Origin of the sequence: Pseudomonas sp. H11T01 (genome assembly GCF_048515765.1) — a bacterium.
GTDB lineage: Bacteria > Pseudomonadota > Gammaproteobacteria > Pseudomonadales > Pseudomonadaceae > Aquipseudomonas.
The window spans coordinates 15126-37186 of sequence record NZ_JBLYED010000034.1; the positions used below are offsets into that span (position 1 = coordinate 15126).

The 22061-nt window shown below is 58.7% G+C and carries 22 protein-coding genes; 12 read left to right on the forward strand and 10 right to left on the reverse strand.

Features of this window, described 5'->3' with window-relative positions; translation table 11 throughout:
- Window positions 1–70 precede the first annotated feature (70 nt).
- The 5 genes from ACN1C3_RS29335 to rlmF all read left to right on the forward strand — a co-directional run bounded on the left by ACN1C3_RS29335 (window position 71) and on the right by rlmF (window position 6783).
- On the forward strand, window positions 71–1561 hold the full coding sequence (locus ACN1C3_RS29335; RefSeq protein WP_419119209.1) for a leucyl aminopeptidase: 1491 nt from the start codon (window positions 71–73) through the stop codon (window positions 1559–1561).
- A 60-nt stretch (window positions 1562–1621) separates the two neighbouring features.
- Window positions 1622–2050, forward strand: coding sequence for a DNA polymerase III subunit chi (locus ACN1C3_RS29340; protein WP_419119210.1), 429 nt, complete (start codon window positions 1622–1624; stop codon window positions 2048–2050).
- 7 nt (window positions 2051–2057) lie between these two features.
- Window positions 2058–2471: a DNA polymerase III subunit chi gene (locus ACN1C3_RS29345; RefSeq protein ID WP_419119211.1), complete on the forward strand. Its 414-nt coding sequence runs from the start codon at window positions 2058–2060 to the stop codon at window positions 2469–2471.
- Window positions 2472–2647: 176 nt separating this feature from the next.
- Window positions 2648–5494 (forward strand): valine--tRNA ligase, encoded by a 2847-nt coding sequence (locus tag ACN1C3_RS29350; protein WP_419119212.1) that lies wholly within the window; start codon window positions 2648–2650, stop codon window positions 5492–5494.
- 266 nt (window positions 5495–5760) lie between these two features.
- Entirely contained in the window at window positions 5761–6783 is a 1023-nt protein-coding gene (gene rlmF / locus ACN1C3_RS29355) for a 23S rRNA (adenine(1618)-N(6))-methyltransferase RlmF (RefSeq protein WP_419119213.1), read from the forward strand.
- Window positions 6784–6885: 102 nt separating this feature from the next.
- Here the strand turns inward: rlmF and ACN1C3_RS29360 are convergent, their stop codons facing one another.
- Window positions 6886–7167 (reverse strand): HU family DNA-binding protein, encoded by a 282-nt coding sequence (locus ACN1C3_RS29360; RefSeq protein WP_003440137.1) that lies wholly within the window; start codon window positions 7165–7167, stop codon window positions 6886–6888.
- Window positions 7168–7562: 395 nt separating this feature from the next.
- On the opposite strand from ACN1C3_RS29360, the gene yejK reads away from it, so the two are divergent.
- Together yejK and ACN1C3_RS29370 are read left to right on the forward strand one after the other, a co-directional pair.
- Entirely contained in the window at window positions 7563–8567 is a 1005-nt protein-coding gene (yejK, locus tag ACN1C3_RS29365; RefSeq protein WP_419119214.1) for a nucleoid-associated protein YejK, read from the forward strand.
- Window positions 8567–8914, forward strand: a complete 348-nt coding sequence (locus tag ACN1C3_RS29370; RefSeq protein WP_419119215.1) for a glutaredoxin family protein — start codon at window positions 8567–8569, stop codon at window positions 8912–8914. Before yejK ends, ACN1C3_RS29370 begins: the two co-directional genes overlap by 1 nt.
- A gap of 98 nt (window positions 8915–9012) precedes the next feature.
- Here the strand turns inward: ACN1C3_RS29370 and ACN1C3_RS29375 are convergent, their stop codons facing one another.
- The 5 genes from ACN1C3_RS29375 to ACN1C3_RS29395 form a co-directional block, all read right to left on the reverse strand.
- Complete coding sequence (locus ACN1C3_RS29375) at window positions 9013–9948, reverse strand: glutathione S-transferase family protein (RefSeq protein ID WP_419119216.1); 936 nt, start codon at window positions 9946–9948, stop codon at window positions 9013–9015.
- Between the two features lie 87 nt (window positions 9949–10035).
- Window positions 10036–10356 carry a GIY-YIG nuclease family protein gene (locus tag ACN1C3_RS29380; RefSeq protein ID WP_419119217.1) on the reverse strand — a complete coding sequence of 107 codons (321 nt, stop codon included), beginning with the start codon at window positions 10354–10356 and terminating at the stop codon, window positions 10036–10038.
- Window positions 10357–10408: 52 nt separating this feature from the next.
- The gene (locus ACN1C3_RS29385) at window positions 10409–10879 is read right to left on the reverse strand and encodes a nuclear transport factor 2 family protein (RefSeq protein WP_419119218.1); all 471 of its coding nucleotides are present in this window, start codon (window positions 10877–10879) and stop codon (window positions 10409–10411) included.
- A 100-nt stretch (window positions 10880–10979) separates the two neighbouring features.
- Window positions 10980–12290, reverse strand: coding sequence for a CynX/NimT family MFS transporter (locus ACN1C3_RS29390; RefSeq protein ID WP_419119219.1), 1311 nt, complete (start codon window positions 12288–12290; stop codon window positions 10980–10982).
- Window positions 12280–12939, reverse strand: a complete 660-nt coding sequence (locus ACN1C3_RS29395; protein WP_419119220.1) for a FadR/GntR family transcriptional regulator — start codon at window positions 12937–12939, stop codon at window positions 12280–12282. Before ACN1C3_RS29395 ends, ACN1C3_RS29390 begins: the two co-directional genes overlap by 11 nt.
- 165 nt (window positions 12940–13104) lie before the next feature.
- Here ACN1C3_RS29395 and ACN1C3_RS29400 point away from each other — a divergent pair, with 165 nt between their 5' ends.
- Entirely contained in the window at window positions 13105–13416 is a 312-nt protein-coding gene (locus tag ACN1C3_RS29400; protein ID WP_419119221.1) for a type II toxin-antitoxin system MqsR family toxin, read from the forward strand.
- Window positions 13413–13895 (forward strand): type II TA system antitoxin MqsA family protein, encoded by a 483-nt coding sequence (locus ACN1C3_RS29405; protein ID WP_419119222.1) that lies wholly within the window; start codon window positions 13413–13415, stop codon window positions 13893–13895. The genes ACN1C3_RS29400 and ACN1C3_RS29405 overlap by 4 nt, the downstream gene beginning before the upstream one ends.
- A gap of 63 nt (window positions 13896–13958) precedes the next feature.
- On the opposite strand, the gene ACN1C3_RS29410 is transcribed toward ACN1C3_RS29405, so the two are convergent.
- The 4 genes from ACN1C3_RS29410 to ACN1C3_RS29425 form a co-directional block, all read right to left on the reverse strand.
- Complete coding sequence (locus ACN1C3_RS29410) at window positions 13959–14723, reverse strand: amino acid ABC transporter ATP-binding protein (RefSeq protein ID WP_419119223.1); 765 nt, start codon at window positions 14721–14723, stop codon at window positions 13959–13961.
- Between the two features lie 28 nt (window positions 14724–14751).
- Complete coding sequence (locus tag ACN1C3_RS29415) at window positions 14752–15849, reverse strand: amino acid ABC transporter permease (protein WP_419119224.1); 1098 nt, start codon at window positions 15847–15849, stop codon at window positions 14752–14754.
- 10 nt (window positions 15850–15859) lie between these two features.
- Window positions 15860–17041 (reverse strand): amino acid ABC transporter permease, encoded by a 1182-nt coding sequence (locus ACN1C3_RS29420; RefSeq protein WP_419119225.1) that lies wholly within the window; start codon window positions 17039–17041, stop codon window positions 15860–15862.
- 65 nt (window positions 17042–17106) lie between these two features.
- Window positions 17107–18135: an amino acid ABC transporter substrate-binding protein gene (locus ACN1C3_RS29425; protein WP_419119226.1), complete on the reverse strand. Its 1029-nt coding sequence runs from the start codon at window positions 18133–18135 to the stop codon at window positions 17107–17109.
- Window positions 18136–18603: 468 nt separating this feature from the next.
- On the opposite strand from ACN1C3_RS29425, the gene ACN1C3_RS29430 reads away from it, so the two are divergent.
- The 3 genes from ACN1C3_RS29430 to ACN1C3_RS29440 all read left to right on the forward strand — a co-directional run bounded on the left by ACN1C3_RS29430 (window position 18604) and on the right by ACN1C3_RS29440 (window position 21920).
- Complete coding sequence (locus ACN1C3_RS29430) at window positions 18604–19260, forward strand: alpha/beta hydrolase (protein ID WP_419119227.1); 657 nt, start codon at window positions 18604–18606, stop codon at window positions 19258–19260.
- Window positions 19261–19349: 89 nt separating this feature from the next.
- Window positions 19350–20837, forward strand: coding sequence for an ATP-dependent RNA helicase RhlB (gene rhlB / locus ACN1C3_RS29435; protein ID WP_419119228.1), 1488 nt, complete (start codon window positions 19350–19352; stop codon window positions 20835–20837).
- Between the two features lie 129 nt (window positions 20838–20966).
- The gene (locus ACN1C3_RS29440) at window positions 20967–21920 is read left to right on the forward strand and encodes an ornithine cyclodeaminase family protein (protein WP_419119229.1); all 954 of its coding nucleotides are present in this window, start codon (window positions 20967–20969) and stop codon (window positions 21918–21920) included.
- The last annotated feature ends 141 nt before the right edge of the window (window positions 21921–22061 follow it).

Consider the following 22061-nt stretch of genomic DNA (forward strand, 5'->3'; position numbering starts at 1 on the left):
TTTATATAGAGAAGCCAAGCGCACGCGTTTGAGCGATGCGCATTTTGACCATTTATTCAGGGACCCGGACATGGAACTGGTTGTAAAAAGCGTTAGCCCAGAAACGTTGAAGACCGCCACTCTGGTGGTCGCCATCGGCGAAGGCCGCAAGCTCGGCACCGTTGCCAAACAACTCGACGAACTCAGCGGCGGCGCCATCAGCGCAGTCCTCAAGCGCGGCGACCTGGCCGGTAAAGTAGGCCAAAGTCTGCTGCTGCATAGCCTGCCGAATCTCAAAGCCGAACGCGTGCTGCTGGTCGGCATCGGTAACGACGCAGAACTGGGCGATCGCCCGTTCCGCAAAATCATCAGTGGCGTGCTCAATACCCTAAAAGGTCTGGGCGGCAGCGATGCGGTACTGGCCCTGGACGAAGTGGTCGTCAAAGGCCGTGACAGCTATGGCAAGACGCGCCTTCTGGCCGAAACCCTGGTGGACGGCGAATACTTCTTCGACCAGTTCAAGAGCCAGAAAGCCGAACCGCGCGCCCTGAAAAAAATCACCCTGCTGACCATCAAGGCTGCACAAGCCGAAGTCGAACGCGCCGTGACTCACGCGCAGGCCATCGCCACCGGCATGGCGTTCACCCGCGACCTGGGCAACCTGCCGCCGAACATCTGCCACCCGAGCTTCCTCGCCGAACAGGCGAAAAACCTCGGCAAGGCGCACAAAGGCCTGAAAGTCGAGATTCTCGACGAGAAGAAAATCAAAGAATTGGGCATGGGCGCGTTCTACGCCGTAGGCCAGGGCAGCGATCAACCGCCTCGCCTGATCGTCATGAACTACCAGGGCGGCAAGAAATCCGAGAAGCCGTTCGTACTGGTCGGCAAAGGCATCACTTTCGACACCGGCGGCATCAGCCTCAAGCCTGGCGCCGGCATGGACGAGATGAAGTACGACATGGGCGGCTCGGCCAGCGTGTTCGGCACCCTGCATGCCGTGCTCGAACTCAAGCTGCCCATCAATCTGGTGTGCATCCTGGCCTGCGCCGAGAACATGCCGAGCGGCGGCGCAGCCCGGCCGGGTGACATCGTCACCACCATGAGCGGCCAGACCGTGGAAATCCTCAACACCGACGCCGAAGGCCGTCTGGTGCTGTGCGACGCCCTGACCTATGCCGAGCGCTTCAAACCACAAGCGGTCATCGACATCGCCACCCTGACCGGCGCTTGCGTGGTTGCTCTGGGAGCTCATACGTCCGGCCTGCTGGGCAACAGCGACGAGCTGATCGGCCAACTGCTGAGCGCAGGCGTTCAGGCTGATGACCGTGCATGGCAACTGCCGCTGTTCGATGAGTACCAGGAACAGCTGGACAGCCCGTTCGCCGACATGGCCAACATCGGCGGCCCGAAAGCCGGCACCATCACCGCCGCCTGCTTCCTGTCGCGCTTCACCAAGCAATACAACTGGGCGCACCTGGACATCGCCGGGACTGCCTGGACCAGCGGCGGCAAGGACAAGGGCGCCACTGGCCGTCCGGTTCCTTTGCTGACCCAATACCTGCTGGATCGCGCCAAAGCCTGAAACTGAAGACTCTGCGCGGCGTCATCCACGGATGACGCCGCGCAGGCGTCGGGACCTGCAATGACCAAAGTCGACTTTTACATTCTGCCCAGCGCCGATCCTTCCGCGCGCCTGGACTTCGCCTGCAAACTCACCGAAAAAGCCTGGCGCCTTGGGCACCGGGTCTATCTGCATTGCAGCGACGCGGCCCAGCGTGACGATCTCGACGCTCGCTTGTGGAGCTTCAAAGGCGAAAGCTTTGTGCCCCATGGTCCCGCCGAAAGCGAACCGGACGGCTTGATTGTTCTCGGTCTTGGCGAAGACTGTGGACAACATCAGGATCTGCTGGTCAATCTGGACCTGAAAGTCCCGACATTTGCCCAACGCTTCGCCCGTGTGGCAGAAGTCGTGGTCGAAGACCCTACTATTCGTCAGGCCGCGCGGGAGAGTTTCCGTTTCTACCGCGAACAGGGCTATTCTCTGCAAGATCACCGTCTACAGCGACTCTGAGCACCCGATGGACACTCCAAACCCGCAACAAAAGTCCGCGCACCTGCTGGATGACCTTGAGTCGATCCGCCAACTGCTCGGCGATGACAACCTGCAACCACCGCTGCTGACCGAAACGGTTGCCAGCGATGTGCAAATTCCTCTGCTGTCTGACATGGTCGGTGGCAAGAAGCCAGCCGACACCGCCGAACAGGCCGCAGAGCAACCGACACCAGCGCCAGTCGCAGCGCCTGCTCCGGCGCCAGCACCCGCCGTCAACAAAGGTCCCGATGCGCTCTTGCACCTGGACAGCGAACTGCGCGCCGCCGCACTACTGATCATGCAAGACGTGATCGACGACTTCGCTCCGCACATCGAAACCGAAATCAAACGGCGCCTCGACGCGCGGATGGAACGGTTGTTGAGCCAGTATCAGTTCTGACCCCCTACTGCAATTTTTGTGGTGAGGGAGCAAGCACCCTCACCACAAAAGCCCGGCAGCACAAATTTCGCGAAAGTTTTAGTTCGCCCACCGTCACCTCGCTCTACGCCCAACCGAACATCCCCGCTATACTTGCCGGCTTTTCCTGAATAAATGCCAATAGGGTCCCGCCGCGCATGGATAAGACCTACCAGCCGCACGCCATTGAAACTTCCTGGTACAACACCTGGGAGTCCGAGAATTATTTCGCTCCGCAAGGCGCGGGCGATTCCTACACCATCATGATTCCGCCCCCGAACGTCACTGGCAGCCTGCACATGGGCCATGGCTTCAACAACGCAATCATGGATGCGCTGATCCGCTTCCGCCGCATGCAGGGTCGCAACACCCTGTGGCAGCCGGGCACCGACCATGCCGGTATCGCCACGCAAATGCTGGTGGAGCGTCAGCTCGAAGCCCAAGGCCAGAACCGCCATGACCTGGGCCGCGAAAAATTCCTCGAGAAAGTCTGGGAATGGAAGGATCAGTCCGGCGGCAACATCAGCCGCCAGATCCGTCGCCTCGGCTCGTCCGTGGACTGGAGCCGTGAGCGCTTCACCATGGACGACGGTCTTTCGGAAGCCGTAAAAGAAGCCTTTGTGCGCTTGCACGAAGACGGCCTGATCTACCGCGGCAAGCGTCTGGTCAACTGGGATACCAAACTGCACACAGCGATCTCTGACCTCGAAGTGGAAAACCATGACGAGAAAGGCTCCCTGTGGAACCTGCGTTACCCGTTGGCCGACGGTGCCAAGACCGCTGAAGGTCTGGATTACCTGATCGTCGCCACCACTCGCCCGGAAACCATGCTCGGCGACGCCGCTGTCGCGGTGAACCCGGACGATGAGCGTTATAAAGCCCTGATCGGCAAGTTTGTCGACTTGCCGCTGGTTGGCCGTCGCATCCCGATCATCGCCGACGATTACTGCGATCCTGAATTCGGCACCGGCTGCGTGAAAATCACCCCGGCCCACGATTTCAACGATTATGAAGTCGGCAAACGCCACAACCTGCCGCTGCTGAACATTTTCGACAAGAACGCCGATGTATTGCCGGCCGCTCAGGTGTTCAACCTTGACGGCACGCTCAACGAGCAGATCGACGGCACACTGCCCGCCCAATACGCCGGTCTCAACCGCTTCCAGGCACGCAAGGAAATCGTTGCCGACTTCGAAGCTGCGGGCCTGCTGGTCAGCGTCGACGATCACGCCCTGAAAGTGCCGAAAGGCGACCGTTCCGGGACCATCATCGAGCCGTGGCTGACCGACCAGTGGTACGTCTCCACCAAGCCTCTGGCCGAACCTGCGATTGCCGCCGTTGAAGACGGCCGGATTGCCTTCGTGCCCAAGCAGTACGAAAACATGTACTTCTCGTGGATGCGCGATATCCAGGATTGGTGCATCAGCCGTCAGCTGTGGTGGGGCCACCGGATTCCGGCCTGGTACGACGAGTCGGGCAAAGTGTATGTAGGTCGCGACGAAGCTGAAGTGCGTGCCAAAAACAACCTTGGCCCGGACGTAGCGCTGCAACAGGACAACGACGTTCTCGACACCTGGTTCAGCTCAGGCCTGTGGACCTTCTCCACCCTGGGTTGGCCGCAGCAGACCGAGTTCCTGAAGAAGTTCCACTCCACCGACGTTCTGGTGACGGGTTTCGACATCATTTTCTTCTGGGTCGCCCGGATGATCATGCTCACCATGCACCTGGTGAAAAACGAAGACGGCACACCGCAAGTTCCGTTCAAGACCGTCTATGTGCACGGCCTGGTCCGCGATGGCCAGGGCCAGAAGATGTCCAAGTCCAAGGGCAACGTCCTGGACCCGCTGGACATCATCGACGGTATCGAACTCGAAGCACTGGTCGAGAAACGCACCACCGGTCTAATGCAGCCAAAACTGCTGAAGAAAATCGAAAAGCAGACCCGTGATGAGTTTGCTGACGGTATCGCCAGCTACGGCACCGACGCCCTGCGCTTCACGTTCTGCTCGCTGGCCTCCACCGGCCGCGACATCAAGTTCGACATGGGCCGCGTCGAAGGCTATCGCAACTTCTGCAACAAGATCTGGAACGCAGCGCGCTACGTGCTCGATAAAGGCGAGGACTGCGGTCAGAACGGCGAAGAAGTCGAACTGTCCCTGGCCGATCGCTGGATCATTTCGCAGCTGCAGCGCACCGAAGCTGAAGTGACCCGCCAACTCGACCAGTTCCGTTTCGACCTGGCTGCTCAGGCGCTGTACGAGTTCATCTGGAACCAGTATTGCGACTGGTACCTGGAACTGTCCAAACCTGTGCTGTGGGACGAGAACGCGCCGATCGAACGTCAGCGCGGCACTCGTCGCACGCTGGTTCGCGTGCTGGAAGTTGCCCTGCGCCTGGCGCACCCGTTCATGCCGTTTATCACCGAAGAAATCTGGCAGCGCCTGGCGCCGCTGGCCGGTATCGAAGGCAAGACCATCATGCTGCAACCGTGGCCGGTGGCGAACGAAGCGCGCATTGATCCGGCCGCTGAAGACGATATCGAATGGCTCAAGGGCCTGATGCTCGCCACGCGCAACATCCGCGCAGAGATGAATATCGGCCCGGGCAAGCCATTGCAGCTGTTCCTGAGAAACGTCAGCAGCGAAGATCAGCGTCGTCTGACCGAAAACGATGCATTGCTCAAGAAGCTGGCCAAGCTTGAATCGATCACGATTCTCGCCCCAGGCGCCGAAGCACCGCTGTCCGCTACCGCCCTGGTCGGCGAGATGGAAGTGCTGGTGCCAATGGCCGGCCTGATCGACAAGGCAGCCGAACTTGCGCGCCTGGACAAGGAAATCCAGCGCCTGCAAGGCGAAGTACAGCGTGTCGGCGGCAAGCTGTCCAACGCGGCGTTCGTTGACAAGGCTCCGGCCGAAGTCATCGACAAAGAGCGCGCCAAACTGGCCGAAGCCGAACAGGCTCTGGGCAAGCTGGCCGAGCAGCATGCGCGGATTGCCAGTTTGTAACGGCAAATCACAAAGAAAAAAGGGAGGCCCATGTGGCCTCCCTTTTTTTGCCTGCCGCTTTGTCCCAAACACCGAAAAACTAATGTGGGAGCGGGCTTGCTCGCGAAAGCGATGTGCCAGTCGATATCAATGTTGAATATTAAACCGCCTTCGCGAGCAAGCCCGCTCCCACATTTAATCGGTGTTGTCCGCACTTTTGTCATCAATACCGGGCTGATGTGGGACAATACCCGCCACTTTTAGCCATACCCGAATCGATCACGCCCATGAACGCCCCCCGCACACCAAAACCTGCGCGTAAAAAGCCTGAATCCGCGACCCCGGCCAAGGCCGTAGAGCCGCGCGAGAAGGCCAGCCTGCATCCGCGCAATCGCCATCAGGGTCGTTACGACTTCCCGGCGCTGATCAAAACCACGCCTGAACTGGCGCAGTTCGTGATCATCAACCCGTACGGCAAGGAAAGCATCGACTTCGCCAGCCCCGACGCGGTTCGGGTGTTCAACCGGGCGCTGCTCAAGTCGTTCTACGGTATTGCCCATTGGGATATCCCGGCCGACTATCTGTGCCCACCGGTGCCGGGTCGTGCGGACTACGTGCACTTTCTGGCCGATCTGCTGGCCAGTGTCAACGACGGCGAGATCCCTCGTGGCGCGCCGGTCAAGGTGCTCGATATCGGCATGGGCGCCAACTGCGTCTACCCGTTGATCGGCTACAGCGACTACCGCTGGCACTTCCTTGGCTCGGAAATCGACCCGACGGCCGTGGCCGCCGCCAAAGCCATCGTGCAGTCCAACGGGCTAAACAAAGCCATCCAGTTGCGCCTGCAAAGCAATCCCAAGCACATTCTGCTGGGCCTGCTCGAACCCGGCGAACGCTTTGACCTGACCATGTGCAACCCGCCGTTCCACGCCTCGATGGACGAGGCCACCAAGGGCAGCGAGCGTAAATGGCGGGCGCTGGGTCGCGCCGACCCGAAACGCAAACTGCCGGTGCTGAACTTTGGCGGTCAATCGGCAGAACTGTGGTGTGAAGGTGGCGAAGCACGGTTTGTGACGCAACTGATCGCCGAGAGCGCACACTTTCAGCACAAAGTGCTGTGGTTCAGCACCCTGGTTTCGAAAGCCTCAAACCTGCCTGCGATCCAGACGGCGCTGAAAAAGGCCGGCGTACTGGAAAGCCAGGTCGTGGAGATGTCCCAAGGGCAGAAGCAAAGCCGCTTCGTCGCCTGGACCTTCCAGACTAAATCCGAGCAGCAGGTCTGGCGCGAACGTTGGGTTCGCAAGGGCTGAGTCGCGGCTGAAACAGCGATTGCCCCCCAGGTCAATCGCTTGAATCGCAGGCACAAAAAAACCGTGCCCGGAATGTTCCGGAGCACGGTTTTTTACTGCGTCTTACTTGTTAACAGCGTCAGTCAGGCCTTTAGCCACGACCAGCTTGATAACTTTCTTGGCAGCGATTTCGATGGCAGCGCCAGTCGATGGGTTACGGCCAGTACGGGCAGGACGCTCGGTCACTTTCAGTTTGCCAATACCTGGCAGAGTGATTTCGCCGCCATTTTCCAATTGATCAGCAACGATTTGGGCCAGCTGGTCCAGAGCGTTACGCGCGGTGGTTTTAGGCGCGTCGATGGCTTCAGCGATATCAGCGATCAGTTGGTCTTTAGTAATAGCCATTGTGGTGTTCCTTCCCTATCAAATTCATTTGGATTGCAGAGTGCAGTGTCAGCCATCGATCCAGATCTTCAGGATCTGGCCCCCCGGCCACAACCACGACGGATCGGGGTTATAGATACCAAAATCGGGGTTTGGTTCGACCTGACAAATGCTGAATGCACGCTTAACGCCATTACTGCGCGTAAGACGGGGCAAAACTAGCACAGAGACGGGGAAATATCCGCCTCTACCTACCCATTTGGTCAGCTTTATCGCACTAAAACCGTAAAAAATTGCATAACGCCGGTCCGACAGCCTCGAAACGGCCGCCGGACAACGCCAAAACCAGCAGGTGCGGTACACTGGGCACTTTTTTGGGGAGCTCGCCCTCCCCCATCCAACCAGCCGAGAAGCCCATGCCGATCCGTCATTGCATCGTCCACCTGATCGACAAAAAACCCGACGGCACACCTGCAGTTCTCCACGCTCGTGACTCTGAACTGGCTGAGTCTGCGGCCATCGAGAACATGCTCGCCGACCTCAATGAGAGCTACAACGCCAAGCAAGGCAAGGCCTGGGGTTTTTTCCATGCTGAGTCCGGGGCACACCCTTTCAGCGGCTGGCTGAAGGAATACCTCGACGGCGGCAAGGATTTCACCGCCTTTAGCCGTGTCGCAGTCGAACACCTGCAAAAGTTGATGGAAGAATCCAACCTCTCGGTCGGCGGCCACGTGCTGTTTGCTCATTACCAGCAAGGCATGACCGATTACCTGGCCATCGCCCTGTTGCACCACAGCGAAGGCGTAGCGGTGAACGCCGAGCTGGACGTGACCCCGTCCCGCCACCTTGATCTGGGCCAGTTGCACCTGGCAGCGCGAATCAACGTCTCCGAGTGGCAGAACAACAAGCAGTCCAAGCAATACATCTCCTTTATCAAAGGCAAGAACGGCAAAAAGGTCTCGGAGTACTTCCGCGACTTCATCGGCTGCCAGGAAGGTGTCGATGGCCCCGGTGAGACTCGCACACTGCTCAAGGCCTTCAGCGACTTCGTCGAAAGCGAAGACCTGCCGGAAGAGTCCGCACGGGAGAAGACCAAGACCCTGGTGGACTACGCCAGCAGTCAGGCCAAAATGGGCGAGCCGATGGGCCTGGAAGAGTTGTCCGAACTGATCGACGAAGAGCGCCCGAAAGCGTTCTACGACCACATCCGCAACAAGGACTACGGCCTGTCGCCGGAAATCCCGGCAGATAAACGCACCCTCAACCAGTTCCGCCGCTTCACCGGTCGCGCCGAGGGTTTGTCCATCAGCTTCGAAGCGCACCTGCTGGGATCGAAGATCGAATACGACGAAGAAGCCGGCACGCTGATCATCAAGGGCTTGCCGACCCAATTGACCGACCAGCTCAAGCGTCGTAACTGATGTTGAACGGGATGCTGAAGAAATTCCTGCTGATAGTGCTGGTGGTCGTGGTTTACCAGAACTGGGGCAAGATCGAGCGGGTGTTCAACCCTCGAGCGGCCGTGTCCGAGCAGACCCAGACCAATGCCAAGGTCGTGCTCTACGCCACCGACTGGTGTGGCTACTGCAAGCTGACCCGGCGTTTCCTTGACCAGAAAGGCATCCCGTACAAGGAGTTCGACATCGAGAAGAATGCCGAGGCACGCAAAGCCTACGAAGCCCTCGGACGAGGGATTCCGCTGCTGGATGTGAACGGGACGTTGATTCGCGGGTATGACCCGGATGAGATTCTTGCCGCTTTGAAATAACGGTGGGAGCGAGCCTGCTCGCGATTGCAGCAGCACATTCAGCATCAATGTGAATGACACACCGCTATCGCGAGCAGGCTCGCTCCCACATTTGTACGTCAGCGTGCTTCGATGCGAAAGCCAAACCGCGGGAAGTGCACATGCACCACACCGCCCCGTTCATCCTCGCGGCGCAGGATCAGCTCTTCGCTGCCGGCAAACAGCAACTCGCCGGCCACCGGATCAACGCCATAGTCTGTTGCGGCGATTACCACTTGTTGACCAGCCTTGAAGCCATTCGGATCTACGAACTGCTCATCCGGCAAAGCGGCCGGCGTGGCCTGGCGTGCAATCTCCAGAGCCTCGGTCGAACTCATCTCGTTTGACGCTCCATGACCAAAACTCAATACGCGACCAAGCCAGGCAGAGACCGCCGGATATTTGTCGACATAGGGTGCGGTCACCGGCGTGGCTTTGAGAAACCACAATGTGTGCGCCAGGGCAAAGTCGGCAATCGACGGTTCACCGAACAGGAAGTCGCCCTCCTCTCTCTGCAACTGCTGCTCGAACCGCCCCATGATCGTCGGCCATTGATGCTTGGCCAGCTCTGCTGATAATCGGGTAGCACTGCCGCCTGCGAACAAACCGGCACGGTCAGCGACAAAGTATTTGATCTCTTCGGGCGCCATCCTGGAGAAACGCACCGCTATCGATTCCGGCTGAAAAACCAGGCTCACCGCATGCTGGAAAACTACCGAATCAGCCCAGGCAGCGAATGCCGAGACAACCAGTTCCTTTCCTTCCGGGAACAGGGTCGGCGAGGATTTTTCCTGCTCGAGGCGACGGGCGATCAGCGCGGTATCACAGTAGATGTCGGCGCCGACTTGCAGCACCGGGGTCTTGCGATAGCCGCCTGTCAATGCAGTCAGATCCGGCTTTGGCATCACTGGGGAGATATTGACCGAGCGCCAGGACAGCCCCTTGAACCCCAGCAAGAGACGGGCTTTTTCCGCAAAGAGAGACGTGGAGTAATGATGAAGAATCAACTCTGACATGCTGGAGTCCGCCGGACGAGTAGGAACGAGCAGCTTAGCGCGCAAATGGAAAGCAGCCTACCCATCAGCCTGATGGGCGCATATCAGTCAGATTGATAAGTCCTTCGAGGCGCTCGCCACCAGACATTCCTTGGCGCTTTTTTTGAGTTTTTTGATCAAGCGTTCCTGACGCAGGGCTTCACCCTTGTCGCGGCAGACTTCGGTGTAGACCAATGCCACCGCCGGGCTGGAAAGAAAGAAGCGCGCGCCCTTGCCGCTTTGATGGGTCGCGAAACGTCGCACGGGATCATCACTGACCCCGCAATACAGCGAGCCATTGGCCGCGCGAACCAGATAGACGAACCACGGTTTGCTGACCGAGGTCTCTGGTTCGACGCTGATACTGGGGGATTCGACGCTACTGTTCACGTGACGATCAAGGCTTGTGCAAATGAGCGGCGATCTTATCAGAGGTCTGCCATTAACGACTGGTCTGGAACGCCCTCAACCCTTTCAAGGCCTGGGCCCGGACGGCGTTTCTCACCAAGGGTGTCCAGCCCAGCAACAGGCCTTTAGTGCCCAACGCCTGCCGCGACCAGCGCCACAGATCGAAGTGGTCGTGATGCTCGCAGATCTTGCCGTCGCGAAAAACAAAGCGCGCCTGAATATCGTTGACCACAATGTTGCCGGTCTGACTGAGCAGGTAAGTCGCCACCCAATGGGCGCCGCCGGTGCGCTCATCGCTACGGACATTATCGAAGGTCAGGGAGAAGTCCTTGGCCCGAGTGGTCAGCATGCGCCACATGTCGCCGGCATCGCGGCCGCGCAACTCGCCAAACGCAGGGTCACTGAACACCACGTCCTCGGTGTAGCAGGCGCTCATGGCCTCGGCATCCAGCCGCTGGAAAGCTTTATAGAACTCAGTGATCAATGCGCTGTGGGCATCACTCATGGAGAGGCTCCGAAGAATCGAAAGGATGCCTGCACGATAATCTGCAAACGCGGTGAAAACTATCGGCATTCGTGGCAGGAATACCGACAGTGCGTTTGTTTTAGACCTTCTCGCTGACGACGTGAACGTACAGCGAACGCCCGGCGCCGAGGCCGGCCAGGATCGCGGCGATACCCACCCCACCGAAGATCCAGCCCAGCGCCGTCCAGCCGCCAGTCAGGTCATGCACCAGGCCAACCGCGAACGGCCCCATGGAGGCCAGGGTGTAACCGATGCCTTGGGCCATGCCTGACAGATTGGCCGCCACATGAGCATCGCGCGAGCGCAAAACGATCAGGGTCAGCGCCAGGCTGAACGACCCGCCCTGCCCCAGACCAAGCAGAATCGCCCAACCCCACAAGCCTTCGAGCGGCGCATATAAACAGCCAAACAAACCCGCCATCACCAGTGCCATTACCACCACTATTGCCAGACGCTGATCCTTGCCACGGGTTGCCAGCCAAGGTGCAGCCAGCGAACTGGCCAATTGGACGATGACCGAGCCGGACAACACCAGACCCGCCTGCGTCGGCGTCAGGCCACGACCGATCAGGATCGAGGGCAACCAGCCGAAGACGATATACGCCAGCGAGGATTGCAGGCCCATGTACAGAGTCACTTGCCAGGCCAACGGATCACGCAGTAAACCGCGCACTCGATAGGCCACATGGTGCGCACCGTGTTTGTGCCCGACTTGTGGCAACCAGAACACCGCCGCAACCAGCGCAGGCAGGATCCAGAAACCCAGGCCCATGGCCCAGCTGCCCTCGAAATGCTGACTGAGGGGCACCGTCGCCCCCGCAGCCATGGCCGCGCCCAGGCACAGCGCCATCGTATAAACACCGGTCATCGTCCCGGCATGTTTGGCGAAGTCGCGCTTGACGATACCCGGCAGCAACACGCCGATCACACCGATACTGGCACCGGCCAGAATGCTGCCGGCAAACAAGCCGGTCTCACCAAACGAACTGCGCAGAATGATCCCGCAGGCCAAGGTCAGCAGGATGCCCAGCACCACCCGCTCGGCCCCAAAACGCCGCGCCAGAATCGGCGCCAGTGGAGCGAACAGGCCAAGGCAGAGCACCGGCAACGTAGTCAGCAGACCCGCTTGCGCTGCCGACAGGCCAAGGCTTTTGGAGACTTCGCTGAGCAACGGCGCCATGCTCGACAGCGCTGGACGCAGGTTCAATGCGACCAGAATCAATCCCAGTAGCAACAGCCATGGGCGGCGCAGGACGGGATGGCTGTGCTGGACCTGTTCGTCATCGGCCTCGGCATCGATCAGCAGCTCTTCTAACTCCGCCGTGCGTTTAGGCGTTGTGATGTTGCCGGCCTGCGGGCCGGACATGGGGTTCTCGGTTTCAAGGTTCATTGATCAGCTTCCGGCAAATGGCTTTGGCCCGTTCCGGGTCTCGTTTCTCGACGGCGTTAAGCAGTTCGATGTGCAAGTCGAACACCTCCTGGCGCCGCGGTGTGATGCTCAGGGTCTGGCGCAAGTGCGCGCCGACAATGCTGGAAAAGTAGCGGTACAGTTCGCTCAAGGTCGGGTTGTGCGCGGCATCCACCAGGCGTCGGTGAAACACCAGATCGCACGCGATGTAGCTGTCGAGGTCGCCGTGGTAGTGACTGCCACTGACGCCAAGCGCTTCATGCAGCGCTTTGAGGTCTTCATCCGTGCGCCGCAACGCCGCCAGGCCGATGGCCTCGACTTCAAGAATGTGCCGGGTCTCACGGGCCTGCTCATGGGAGCAACGCGACAACGCCTTCATGGTGTCCAGCGGATCGACCACCGCCCGCAGGTAACTGCCGTCGCCCTGGCGAATCTCGATCAGTCCGGAAAACGCCAACACCCGCATGGCCTCACGCACAGTGTTGCGGCTGATGCCCAGCTCGAGCGCCAGCTCTGGTTCGGTGGGTAAACGCTGGCCGACCGTCCAGGTGCCTTCATTGATGCGCAGGCGTAACTGTTCCAGAGCCTGGTCGACCAGAGAACGCTTAATTAATGGAGAAATATCTGACATAGAACTCGCCCTTTCATCCAATCATAGGATGAATTTTCTGACATGTTAGTCAGCTTCGTCCGAGGCGGCAACCGCCTACGGTTAGAGGGCAGGAAAAGGAGCGGGATTTTCGATTGTTAAAATTACCCTTTAAGGGTAATTTTTATTGTAGGGTTGAAGTGTCTTATGGAAAAGAACACACCTCATTACGACCTGGCTGTGGTCAAGGCCGATGTCATGCGGCTTGGTGAGCTCGCATTTACCAGTACCGCAAAAAGCAGCGGCTGGAGACTCGGCTTAACCCTCACAGAGATGCAAGAGGTCATTTTCGGACTGCAAGGAAAGACGCTCTACAAGTCGATGACCACCTATGCCGATCATCGAGTATGGCAAGACGTTTACCACATCAATTCACACGGCCTGGAGATTTACATCAAGGTGACTTATCGCCCCGGCGGAGGCCCTCCGGTAATCTCCTTCAAGGAGAAAGACCTATGAAAACACGGCAATGCTTCACTTGTGGCGCCCCTGAGGGAATGCGCTATTTCAAGGGGCGTAGCGAAACCCTGGAGGTTAAAAACCTCCAACGTCGAGTAGACGATCTCTCTGGATGGGAGTGTCAAGCATGCGGGGAAGTCGAATTCGATCCCAACTGCTCCAGGCGCTATGCGGACGCAGGCGATGAGCTGGTCATCGCTGCCAGACAGATGATCGGTGCCGAAATGAAGCGCATCCGCAGAAAATTGCACCTTTCACAAAAAGAGACGATACAACTGCTGTCCGGTGGCGGGCACAACGCGCTTTCCCGTTACGAGCGGGGCGAAATACTCCCGCCAAAGGCGTTGATGCTGCTGATGCGACTGCTTGATCGTTATCCGCATTTGCTCATCGATGCAAAAACCTTGGGTGAAGGTACGGACCTAAGACAATTCAAAACGACTGTGCATAAAGAGCACGAAACCCTTACGGCTTCCTGAGCACCCAATGCAGGAAAAAATAAACCCGGAACAGGTCCGGGTTTATTCAACGCTTGGGCTGGATCAATGCAGAATCTGGCTCAAGAACAGCTTGGTCCGTTCATTCTGCGGGTTGTCGAAGAAGTCGTTCGGTGCGGCCTGTTCGACGATTTCGCCTTTGTCCATGAAGATCACCCGGTTGGCCACGGTACGGGCGAAGCCCATTTCGTGTGTCACGCAGAGCATGGTCATGCCGTCTTCGGCCAAGCCGATCATGGTGTCCAGAACCTCTTTCACCATCTCCGGATCGAGCGCCGAGGTCGGCTCATCGAACAGCATGATTTTCGGCTTCATGCACAAGGCACGGGCAATCGCCACACGCTGCTGCTGACCGCCGGAAAGCTGCCCCGGGAATTTGTGCGCCTGCTCTGGAATACGCACGCGCTCCAGGTAATGCATGGCTATTTCTTCGGCCTTGCGCTTGGGCAGCTTGCGCACCCACATCGGCGCCAGCGTGCAGTTCTGCAGGATGGTCAGGTGTGGAAACAGGTTGAAGTGCTGGAACACCATGCCGACTTCACGACGGATCGCTTCGATCTGCTTGAGGTCGTTGGTCAGCTCCACGCCATCAACCACGATGCGGCCCTGCTGGTGTTCTTCCAGACGATTAAGGCAACGAATGGTGGTCGATTTACCGGAACCCGACGGGCCGCACAGGACGATACGCTCGCCCTGTTTGACGTTCAGGTTGATGTCTTTCAATACGTGGAACTGGCCGTACCACTTGTTCACGCCCTGCATCTGAATAATGCCTTCAGGGCTCATCGGCTGTTTGATCGCTTCACTCATCACAAAACTTCCTAAATTAGGTAGCGATTTAGCGCTTGTGGCCTGTGTCCAGCTTACGTTCCAAATGCATGGAATAGCGGGACATACCAAAACAGAAAATCCAGAACACCAGGGCTGCGAACACATAGCCTTCGGTGGCCATGCCCAGCCATTTCGGGTCGGCGGCGGCTTGCTTGACGCTGTTGAGCAGGTCGAACAGGCCGATGATGATCACCAGGCTCGTGTCCTTGAACAGCGCAATAAAAGTGTTAACGATGCCCGGAATTACCAGTTTCAAGGCTTGCGGCAGAATCACCAGGCCCATGCTGCGCCAGTAACCGAGACCCATCGCTGCAGCGGCTTCATACTGACCTTTGGGAATCGCTTGCAGGCCACCGCGCACCACCTCGGCCACATAGGCCGACTGGAACAGAATCACCCCGATCAAGGCCCGCAGCAGCTTGTCGAAGTTCATGCCTTCAGGCAGGAACAGCGGCAGCATCACCGAGGACATGAACAGCACGGTGATCAACGGCACCCCACGCCAGAACTCGATAAAGGTCACGCAGACCACACGAATCGCCGGCATGTTCGAGCGGCGACCCAGCGCCAGCACAATCCCCAGTGGCAAGGCACCGGCGATCCCGACAGTGGCGATCACCAGGGTCAGCATCAGGCCGCCCCATTGGCTGGTTGCTATGTTGGTCAGGCCAAAAATACCGCCATGCAGCAGGAAGTAGGCAATGATCGGATAGAGCACCAGAAAGCTCAGGCCGTAAATCGCCTTGTGCCGGACACGCGCGATGAACAATGGCGCCACGCCAATCACTGCCAGCCACACGGTCAGGTCCACACGCCAACGCAAGTCAGTCGGGTAGTAGCCGTACATGAACTGGCCGAAGCGCTGTTGGATGAACACCCAGCAGGCGCCGCCCTTGGTGCAATCGGCTCGGGTAGTGCCGACCCAGTTGGCGTCGAGAATCGCCCAATGGAGGATCGGCGGAACTACCAGATAAATCAGGTAGAACGCGAACAGCGTCAGCAGGGTGTTGATCCAGCTGGAAAACATGTGCGTGCGCATCCACGCCACGATACCGATGCTACTGCTCGGTGCTGGCATGTCAGGTTTGAAAATATGAATCGTCATGTGCGCTTCCTCACCGCTCGATCAGCGCAATGCGCTTGTTGTACCAGTTCATCAGCAGGGAAATGCTGATGCTGATCGCCAGGTACACGCTCATGGTGATGGCGATAACCTCGATCGCCTGCCCGGTCTGGTTCAGCACCGTACCGGCAAACAGCGAGACCATTTCCGGATAACCGATACCGGCGGCCAGCGAGGAGTTCTTCGCCAGGTTCAGGTATTGGCTGGTCAGCGGCGGAATGATCACACGCAACGCTTGCGGGATGATCACCTTACGCAAGGTCGGACCATTGCGCAGGCCCAGGGAACGGGCTGCTTCGGTCTGGCCATGGCTGACCGACTTGATGCCCGAGCGCACGATCTCGGCAATAAATGCCGCCGTGTACACCGTCAGGGCCAGGGTCAAGGCCAGCAGTTCCGGGATCAACACCCAGCCACCGACGAAGTTGAAGCCTTGCAGCTGGGGCATTTCCCAATGCAGAGGAGCGCCGAAGATCAGCGCGCACAACGCAGGAATCACCAGAAACATTGCAAGGCCGGTCCAGAACTTGTGGAACGGCACGCCGGTCGCTTCGAATCGCTTGTTGGCCCAGCGGCACATCAGCACGATGGCGACGATGGCCACCACGACGCTGACCACGAACGGCCAGAAACCGTGGGAGATCAGGGCTGCCGGCATGTTCAAGCCACGACTGCTGACGAAGAAGGTGTCGCCGAAGTTATGACTGTTGCGCGGCCCTGGCATAGTCAGGAACACCGCGAAGTACCAGAACAGAATCTGCAGCAGCGGCGGAATGTTACGGAAGACCTCGACGTAGACGGTCGCCAATTTGCTGATGATCCAGTTCTGCGACAGCCGGGAAACGCCGACGATGAAGCCCAGGATCGTCGCCAGGATGACGCCAATGAAGGTCACCAACAGGGTATTGAGCAGACCGATGACAAACACTCGGGCATAGGTGTCCGATTCGGTGTAGTCGATCAGGTGCTGAGCAATACCGAAACCGGCGCTGCGCTCAAGAAAGCTGAAACCCGAGGTGATGCCCCGGTGCTGAAGGTTGGTCTGCGTGTTATCGAACAGATACCAGCCCATCGAGACCACCGCCACAATGGTGATGATCTGAAATAGCCACGCACGCACTTTTGGATCGCTGAGGCTGAGCCTCTGCTTTGGTGCGCCGATTGAATTTTGCATGAAGTGCCCCAGAAATAATGGAACAGAACATCACCCGGTGGTTGGCCCACCGGGTGATAGAACCATCAGCGCACTGGTGGTGCGTATTGAATGCCGCCGTTGTTCCACAGGGCGTTCAGCCCGCGGTCGATGGCCAGCGGAGTGCTTTTGCCCAGGTTGCGCTCGAACACTTCGCCGTAGTTGCCCACTTGCTTGACGATCTGCACAACCCAGTCTTTGCGTACTTTCAGGTCCTTGCCGTATTCGCCGTCAGTGCCCAACAGACGTGCAACGTCCGGGTTCTTGGTAGCTTTGGCTTCATCTTCGACGTTTTTCTGCGTGATACCCATTTCTTCAGCATTGAGCATGGCGAACAGGGTCCACTTGACGATACTGAACCACTCTTCGTCGCCCTTACGCACGACCGGGCCCAGAGGCTCCTTGGAGATGGTTTCCGGCAGAACGACGTAGTCGCCCGGGGTCGCCAGCTTGCTGCGCTGTGCGTAGAGCTGGGATTTGTCGGAGGTCAGTACGTCGCAACGACCGGATTCCAGCGACTTGGCGCTTTCATCGGAAGTGTCGAAAGTGATCGGGGTGTACTTCAGACCATTACCGCGGAAGAAGTCGGAAACGTTCAGCTCGGTAGTAGTACCGGCTTGAATACAGATGGTTGCACCGTCGAGTTCTTTAGCGCTCTTGACGCCCAGCTTCTTGTTGACCAAAAAGCCGATGCCGTCGTAGTAAGTCACGCCAGCAAACACCAGACCCATGCCCGAATCGCGGGAGCTGGTCCAGGTGGTGTTACGCGACAGCACGTCGATTTCGCCGGATTGCAGCGCGGTGAAACGCTCCTTGGCGTTCAACTGGCTGAATTTGACCTTGGTCGCGTCGCCGAATACGGCAGCGGCCACAGCGCGGCAGACGTCAGCGTCAATCCCAAGGATTTTGCCGGTTGCGTCCGGTACCGAGAAACCCGGCAGACCGTCACTCACGCCACACTGTACGAAGCCTTTTTTCTGCACTGCATCCAGGGTTGCACCCGCCTGAGCGAACCCACTGACACCGAGCACTGCGGCCGCAGTCACGATGGCCAGGGTGGATTTCAACATCTTCATTCAAACCTCCAGTTTTGCTCTTGTTGTGTCGGAGCTTGAGCCTTGCCGCACCCTTATGAGGCGCTGTTGACCCGTATTGGCTTTTTTTAGGGTCAAGCGGCGTAAGACCTTCGCTATGAGTCTAGTAGGAGAAATCCACAGAATGGAAAACTCACTTCTCACCAATCGGCCGAACGGGCTGTAGCCCTTTCATGTTCGCGAAGCCCGTAGCGGCCCTTGGCGAACGTCCATCACCGGATTTTTCTGCTATCCCACAACCGAAGGTAGACTGATAGTGTTACCGCTCGGCGCAGGATTGCTTGCACAGCTTTTCACATAGCAAAGCCCGTACCACACCGGCCGCTAAAGCGTTTCAGCGGCAGGTCAATAGCAAAACGTTCAGCCTTGCGACATATTCTTAACTGATCAACCAGAAGCGCACGCCGACCGAGCACACAATGAGCGCGCGCGCACAATAATGGAGCAGACATGACCCAGACCTTGATTCTTCAGCCCAGCAAGCCCGTTGACGCCTGCGTGATCTGGCTGCACGGCCTGGGCGCCGACCGCTACGATTTCCTGCCAGTGGCCGAAGCGCTACAAGAAAGCCTGCTGACCACTCGCTTTGTTTTGCCCCAGGCGCCGACACGCGCCGTAACCATCAACGGCGGATATGAGATGCCGAGCTGGTACGACATACTGGCCATGAACCCGGCGCGGGCAATCAATCGCGAGCAGCTGGATGAGTCCGCGCAAACGCTCACCACATTGATCGAAGAGCAGCGAGCCAGCGGAGTAGACGCCTCGCGGATTTTTCTTGCCGGTTTTTCCCAGGGTGGCGCGGTGGTTTTGCACACGGCCTTTTTGAAGTGGCAGGGCCCCTTGGGTGGCGTACTTGCCCTCTCCACTTACGCCCCGACATTCAGTGACGAACTGCAGCTATCGGCGAGCCAACAGCGGATTCCGGTGTATTGCCTGCACGGGCACTACGATGAGGTCGTACAAAACGCCATGGGCCGAACCGCCTACGAGCATTTGAAGCGACTTGATGTCACCGTGACATGGCAGGAATACCCAATGGGCCACGAAGTGTTACCCGAAGAAATTCGCGACATTGGCGTGTGGTTGGCTGATCGCTTGCGCTGAAAACGAAACTTCCTGTAGCCGGGTGACCAATGCACTACGCCGCGCCCGATTCTTGCATTACACTGCCCGGCACTTAACCAATTGATGAGATGACCGTGCTCAAAGCACTCAAGAAAATGTTCGGTAAAAGCGAGGCTGAGCAGCTCGCGCCTGGCTCCATTGCACCTTCCCACACGCCCGGCCACCGCACCGACGATCATCAGCCGGGTCGCGCAGTGTCTGGCGCCGCACCTAACAAAGAGCCGGTGAGTACAGCTGTCGCCCAACCTGTTGCGGCGCCTGCCTCAGAGCAACCGCGCAGCGAGACGCCCAAACCTGTGCAACCTCGCCGCGAACGCGCGCCGAAACCGCCAGTCACCCCCTGGAAACTCGAAGACTTCGTCGTCGAACCCCAGGAAGGCAAAACCCGCTTCCACGATTTCAAGCTGTCTCCAGAATTGATGCACGCGATCCAGGACCTGGGTTTCCCGTACTGCACGCCGATCCAGGCGCAAGTGCTGGGCTTCACCCTCAAAGGTATGGACGCCATCGGTCGCGCCCAGACCGGCACCGGCAAAACCGCCGCGTTCCTGATATCGATCATCACCCAGTTGCTGCAAACCCCGCCGCCCAAAGAGCGTTACATGGGTGAGCCACGGGCACTGATCATCGCCCCGACCCGCGAACTGGTCGTCCAGATCGCCAAGGACGCCGCCGACCTGACCAAATACACCGGCCTGAACGTCATGACGTTCGTCGGCGGCATGGACTTCGACAAACAGCTCAAACACCTCGAAGCCCGCCACTGCGACATCCTCGTGGCCACCCCCGGCCGCCTGCTGGACTTCAACCAGCGTGGTGACGTCCACCTCGACATGGTCGAAGTGATGGTGCTCGACGAAGCCGACCGCATGCTCGACATGGGATTCATCCCACAAGTACGCCAGATCATTCGCCAGACCCCGCCGAAAAACGAGCGTCAGACGCTGCTGTTCTCCGCCACCTTCACCGAAGACGTGATGAACCTGGCCAAGCAGTGGACCACCGACCCCGCCATCGTCGAAATCGAATCGATCAACGTCGCCAGTGACATGGTCGAGCAACACATCTATGCCGTCGCCGGCAGCGATAAATACAAGCTGCTCTACAACCTGGTGAACGACAACGGTTGGGAACGGGTGATGGTCTTCGCTAATCGCAAGGATGAAGTGCGGCGCATCGAAGAACGCCTGGTGCGTGACGGCGTCAACGCCGCGCAGCTCTCCGGCGACGTACCGCAGCACAAGCGCATCAAGACCCTGGAAGGCTTTCGCGAAGGCAAGATCCGCGTACTGGTCGCCACCGATGTCGCCGGCCGCGGGATTCACATCGACGGCATCAGCCACGTGATCAACTTCACCCTGCCGGAAATGCCGGACGATTATGTCCACCGCATCGGCCGTACCGGTCGGGCTGGCGCCAGCGGTGTCTCGATCAGCTTTGCCGGTGAGGATGACTCCTACCAGCTACCGTCTATCGAAGCGCTGCTGGGTCGCAAGATCAGTTGCGAAACGCCACCGACGCATCTACTGCGCGCAGTAGAGCGCAAGCGCCCGTAAAACCCGGCGCAACAAAAGAGACGCAGCCCGGAAACGGTCTGCGTTTTTTTTCGCCTGGATATTGCCAGCTAGAACTAAAAGTCCATAATGGACAAATTAGTTTACATCCACCTTCACGGGAGCATCAGCATGTCCAGCACGCCTTATGTGATCGCCAAAGCCCAAGCCCGCCAGCTACTCGAACACGTCGACGTGCCGCAGATTCTGCGCAAGCTGTTCGGTGACCTGGCTGCCGGGCAAGCCGTGCAACCGGCCCAGCAACTGGTGGAATTCCCTCAGGGCGCCGGCGATTTCATCAACTACCTCGGCGTGTTGGCTGAAGACCGCGTGTACGGCGTGAAAACGTCGCCCTACATCGTGCGCAGCGAAGGAGCATTGGTGACGGCCTGGACACTGCTGATGTCGATGGAAACCGGTCAGCCGCTGTTGCTTTGCGACGCTGGCGAACTGACGGTCGCCCGCACCGCCGCCGCCACTGCTGTGGCCATCGATGCTCTGGCTGAACCGACCGCCAAGCGTCTTGCGATCATCGGCAGCGGTCCAGTGGCCCTGGCTCACCTGCGCTATGTGAAGACGCTGCGCGACTGGCAGAGCATCAGCCTCTACTCGCCGGCCCTGGCTGGCAAAAGCCCCGAGGAGCTGACGCCAATCAGCGCCCTTGACCCGCGCCTGCAGATTGTTGCCAGCCGCGAGCAAGCGCTCGAGGACGCCGACGTGATCATGCTTTGCACCTCTTCTGCCGGTCCCGTGATCGACCCGCGCACACTGAGCAAACCGGCACTGATCACCTCGATCAGCACCAACGCGCCACGGGCTCACGAAGTGCCGCCGCAAGCGCTGACTGAAATGCAGGTCTATTGCGACTATCGTCAAACCACCCCAGGTTCAGCTGGAGAAATGTTGATTGCCAGCGAGCAGCACGGCTGGGACAGAAGCGCCATTCGAGGCGACCTGCCGGAGCTGGTCAGCGGGAAAGCACCACGCCCGGACTACGACCGCCATGTATTTTTCCGCTCTATCGGCCTGGGTCTCGAAGACATCGCGCTGGCCAATGCTATCTACCATTTGCAGCGCAATAGCTAACAGCACGGTCTCCTGTGGGAGCGGGCTTGCCCGCGAAGAACGATTACGCGGTTTATCAGAAAAACCGCAGTGACTTTTTCGCGAGCAAGCCCGCTCCCACACAAGCCTCGCACCAGCCTCCAACACCAGCCTTGCGCCACC

Coding starts and splice junctions, on each gene's coding strand:
- ACN1C3_RS29335 (WP_419119209.1), top strand. CDS start 71: ATGGAACTGGTTGTAAAAAGCGTTAGCCCAGAAACGTTGAAGACCGCC.
- ACN1C3_RS29340 (WP_419119210.1), top strand. CDS start 1,622: ATGACCAAAGTCGACTTTTACATTCTGCCCAGCGCCGATCCTTCCGCG.
- ACN1C3_RS29345 (WP_419119211.1), top strand. CDS start 2,058: ATGGACACTCCAAACCCGCAACAAAAGTCCGCGCACCTGCTGGATGAC.
- ACN1C3_RS29350 (WP_419119212.1), top strand. CDS start 2,648: ATGGATAAGACCTACCAGCCGCACGCCATTGAAACTTCCTGGTACAAC.
- rlmF (WP_419119213.1), top strand. CDS start 5,761: ATGAACGCCCCCCGCACACCAAAACCTGCGCGTAAAAAGCCTGAATCC.
- ACN1C3_RS29360 (WP_003440137.1), bottom strand. CDS start 7,167: ATGGCTATTACTAAAGACCAACTGATCGCTGATATCGCTGAAGCCATC.
- yejK (WP_419119214.1), top strand. CDS start 7,563: ATGCCGATCCGTCATTGCATCGTCCACCTGATCGACAAAAAACCCGAC.
- ACN1C3_RS29370 (WP_419119215.1), top strand. CDS start 8,567: ATGTTGAACGGGATGCTGAAGAAATTCCTGCTGATAGTGCTGGTGGTC.
- ACN1C3_RS29375 (WP_419119216.1), bottom strand. CDS start 9,948: ATGTCAGAGTTGATTCTTCATCATTACTCCACGTCTCTCTTTGCGGAA.
- ACN1C3_RS29385 (WP_419119218.1), bottom strand. CDS start 10,879: ATGAGTGATGCCCACAGCGCATTGATCACTGAGTTCTATAAAGCTTTC.
- ACN1C3_RS29390 (WP_419119219.1), bottom strand. CDS start 12,290: ATGAACCTTGAAACCGAGAACCCCATGTCCGGCCCGCAGGCCGGCAAC.
- ACN1C3_RS29395 (WP_419119220.1), bottom strand. CDS start 12,939: ATGTCAGATATTTCTCCATTAATTAAGCGTTCTCTGGTCGACCAGGCT.
- ACN1C3_RS29400 (WP_419119221.1), top strand. CDS start 13,105: ATGGAAAAGAACACACCTCATTACGACCTGGCTGTGGTCAAGGCCGAT.
- ACN1C3_RS29405 (WP_419119222.1), top strand. CDS start 13,413: ATGAAAACACGGCAATGCTTCACTTGTGGCGCCCCTGAGGGAATGCGC.
- ACN1C3_RS29410 (WP_419119223.1), bottom strand. CDS start 14,723: ATGAGTGAAGCGATCAAACAGCCGATGAGCCCTGAAGGCATTATTCAG.
- ACN1C3_RS29415 (WP_419119224.1), bottom strand. CDS start 15,849: ATGACGATTCATATTTTCAAACCTGACATGCCAGCACCGAGCAGTAGC.
- ACN1C3_RS29420 (WP_419119225.1), bottom strand. CDS start 17,041: ATGCAAAATTCAATCGGCGCACCAAAGCAGAGGCTCAGCCTCAGCGAT.
- ACN1C3_RS29425 (WP_419119226.1), bottom strand. CDS start 18,135: ATGAAGATGTTGAAATCCACCCTGGCCATCGTGACTGCGGCCGCAGTG.
- ACN1C3_RS29430 (WP_419119227.1), top strand. CDS start 18,604: ATGACCCAGACCTTGATTCTTCAGCCCAGCAAGCCCGTTGACGCCTGC.
- rhlB (WP_419119228.1), top strand. CDS start 19,350: ATGACCGTGCTCAAAGCACTCAAGAAAATGTTCGGTAAAAGCGAGGCT.
- ACN1C3_RS29440 (WP_419119229.1), top strand. CDS start 20,967: ATGTCCAGCACGCCTTATGTGATCGCCAAAGCCCAAGCCCGCCAGCTA.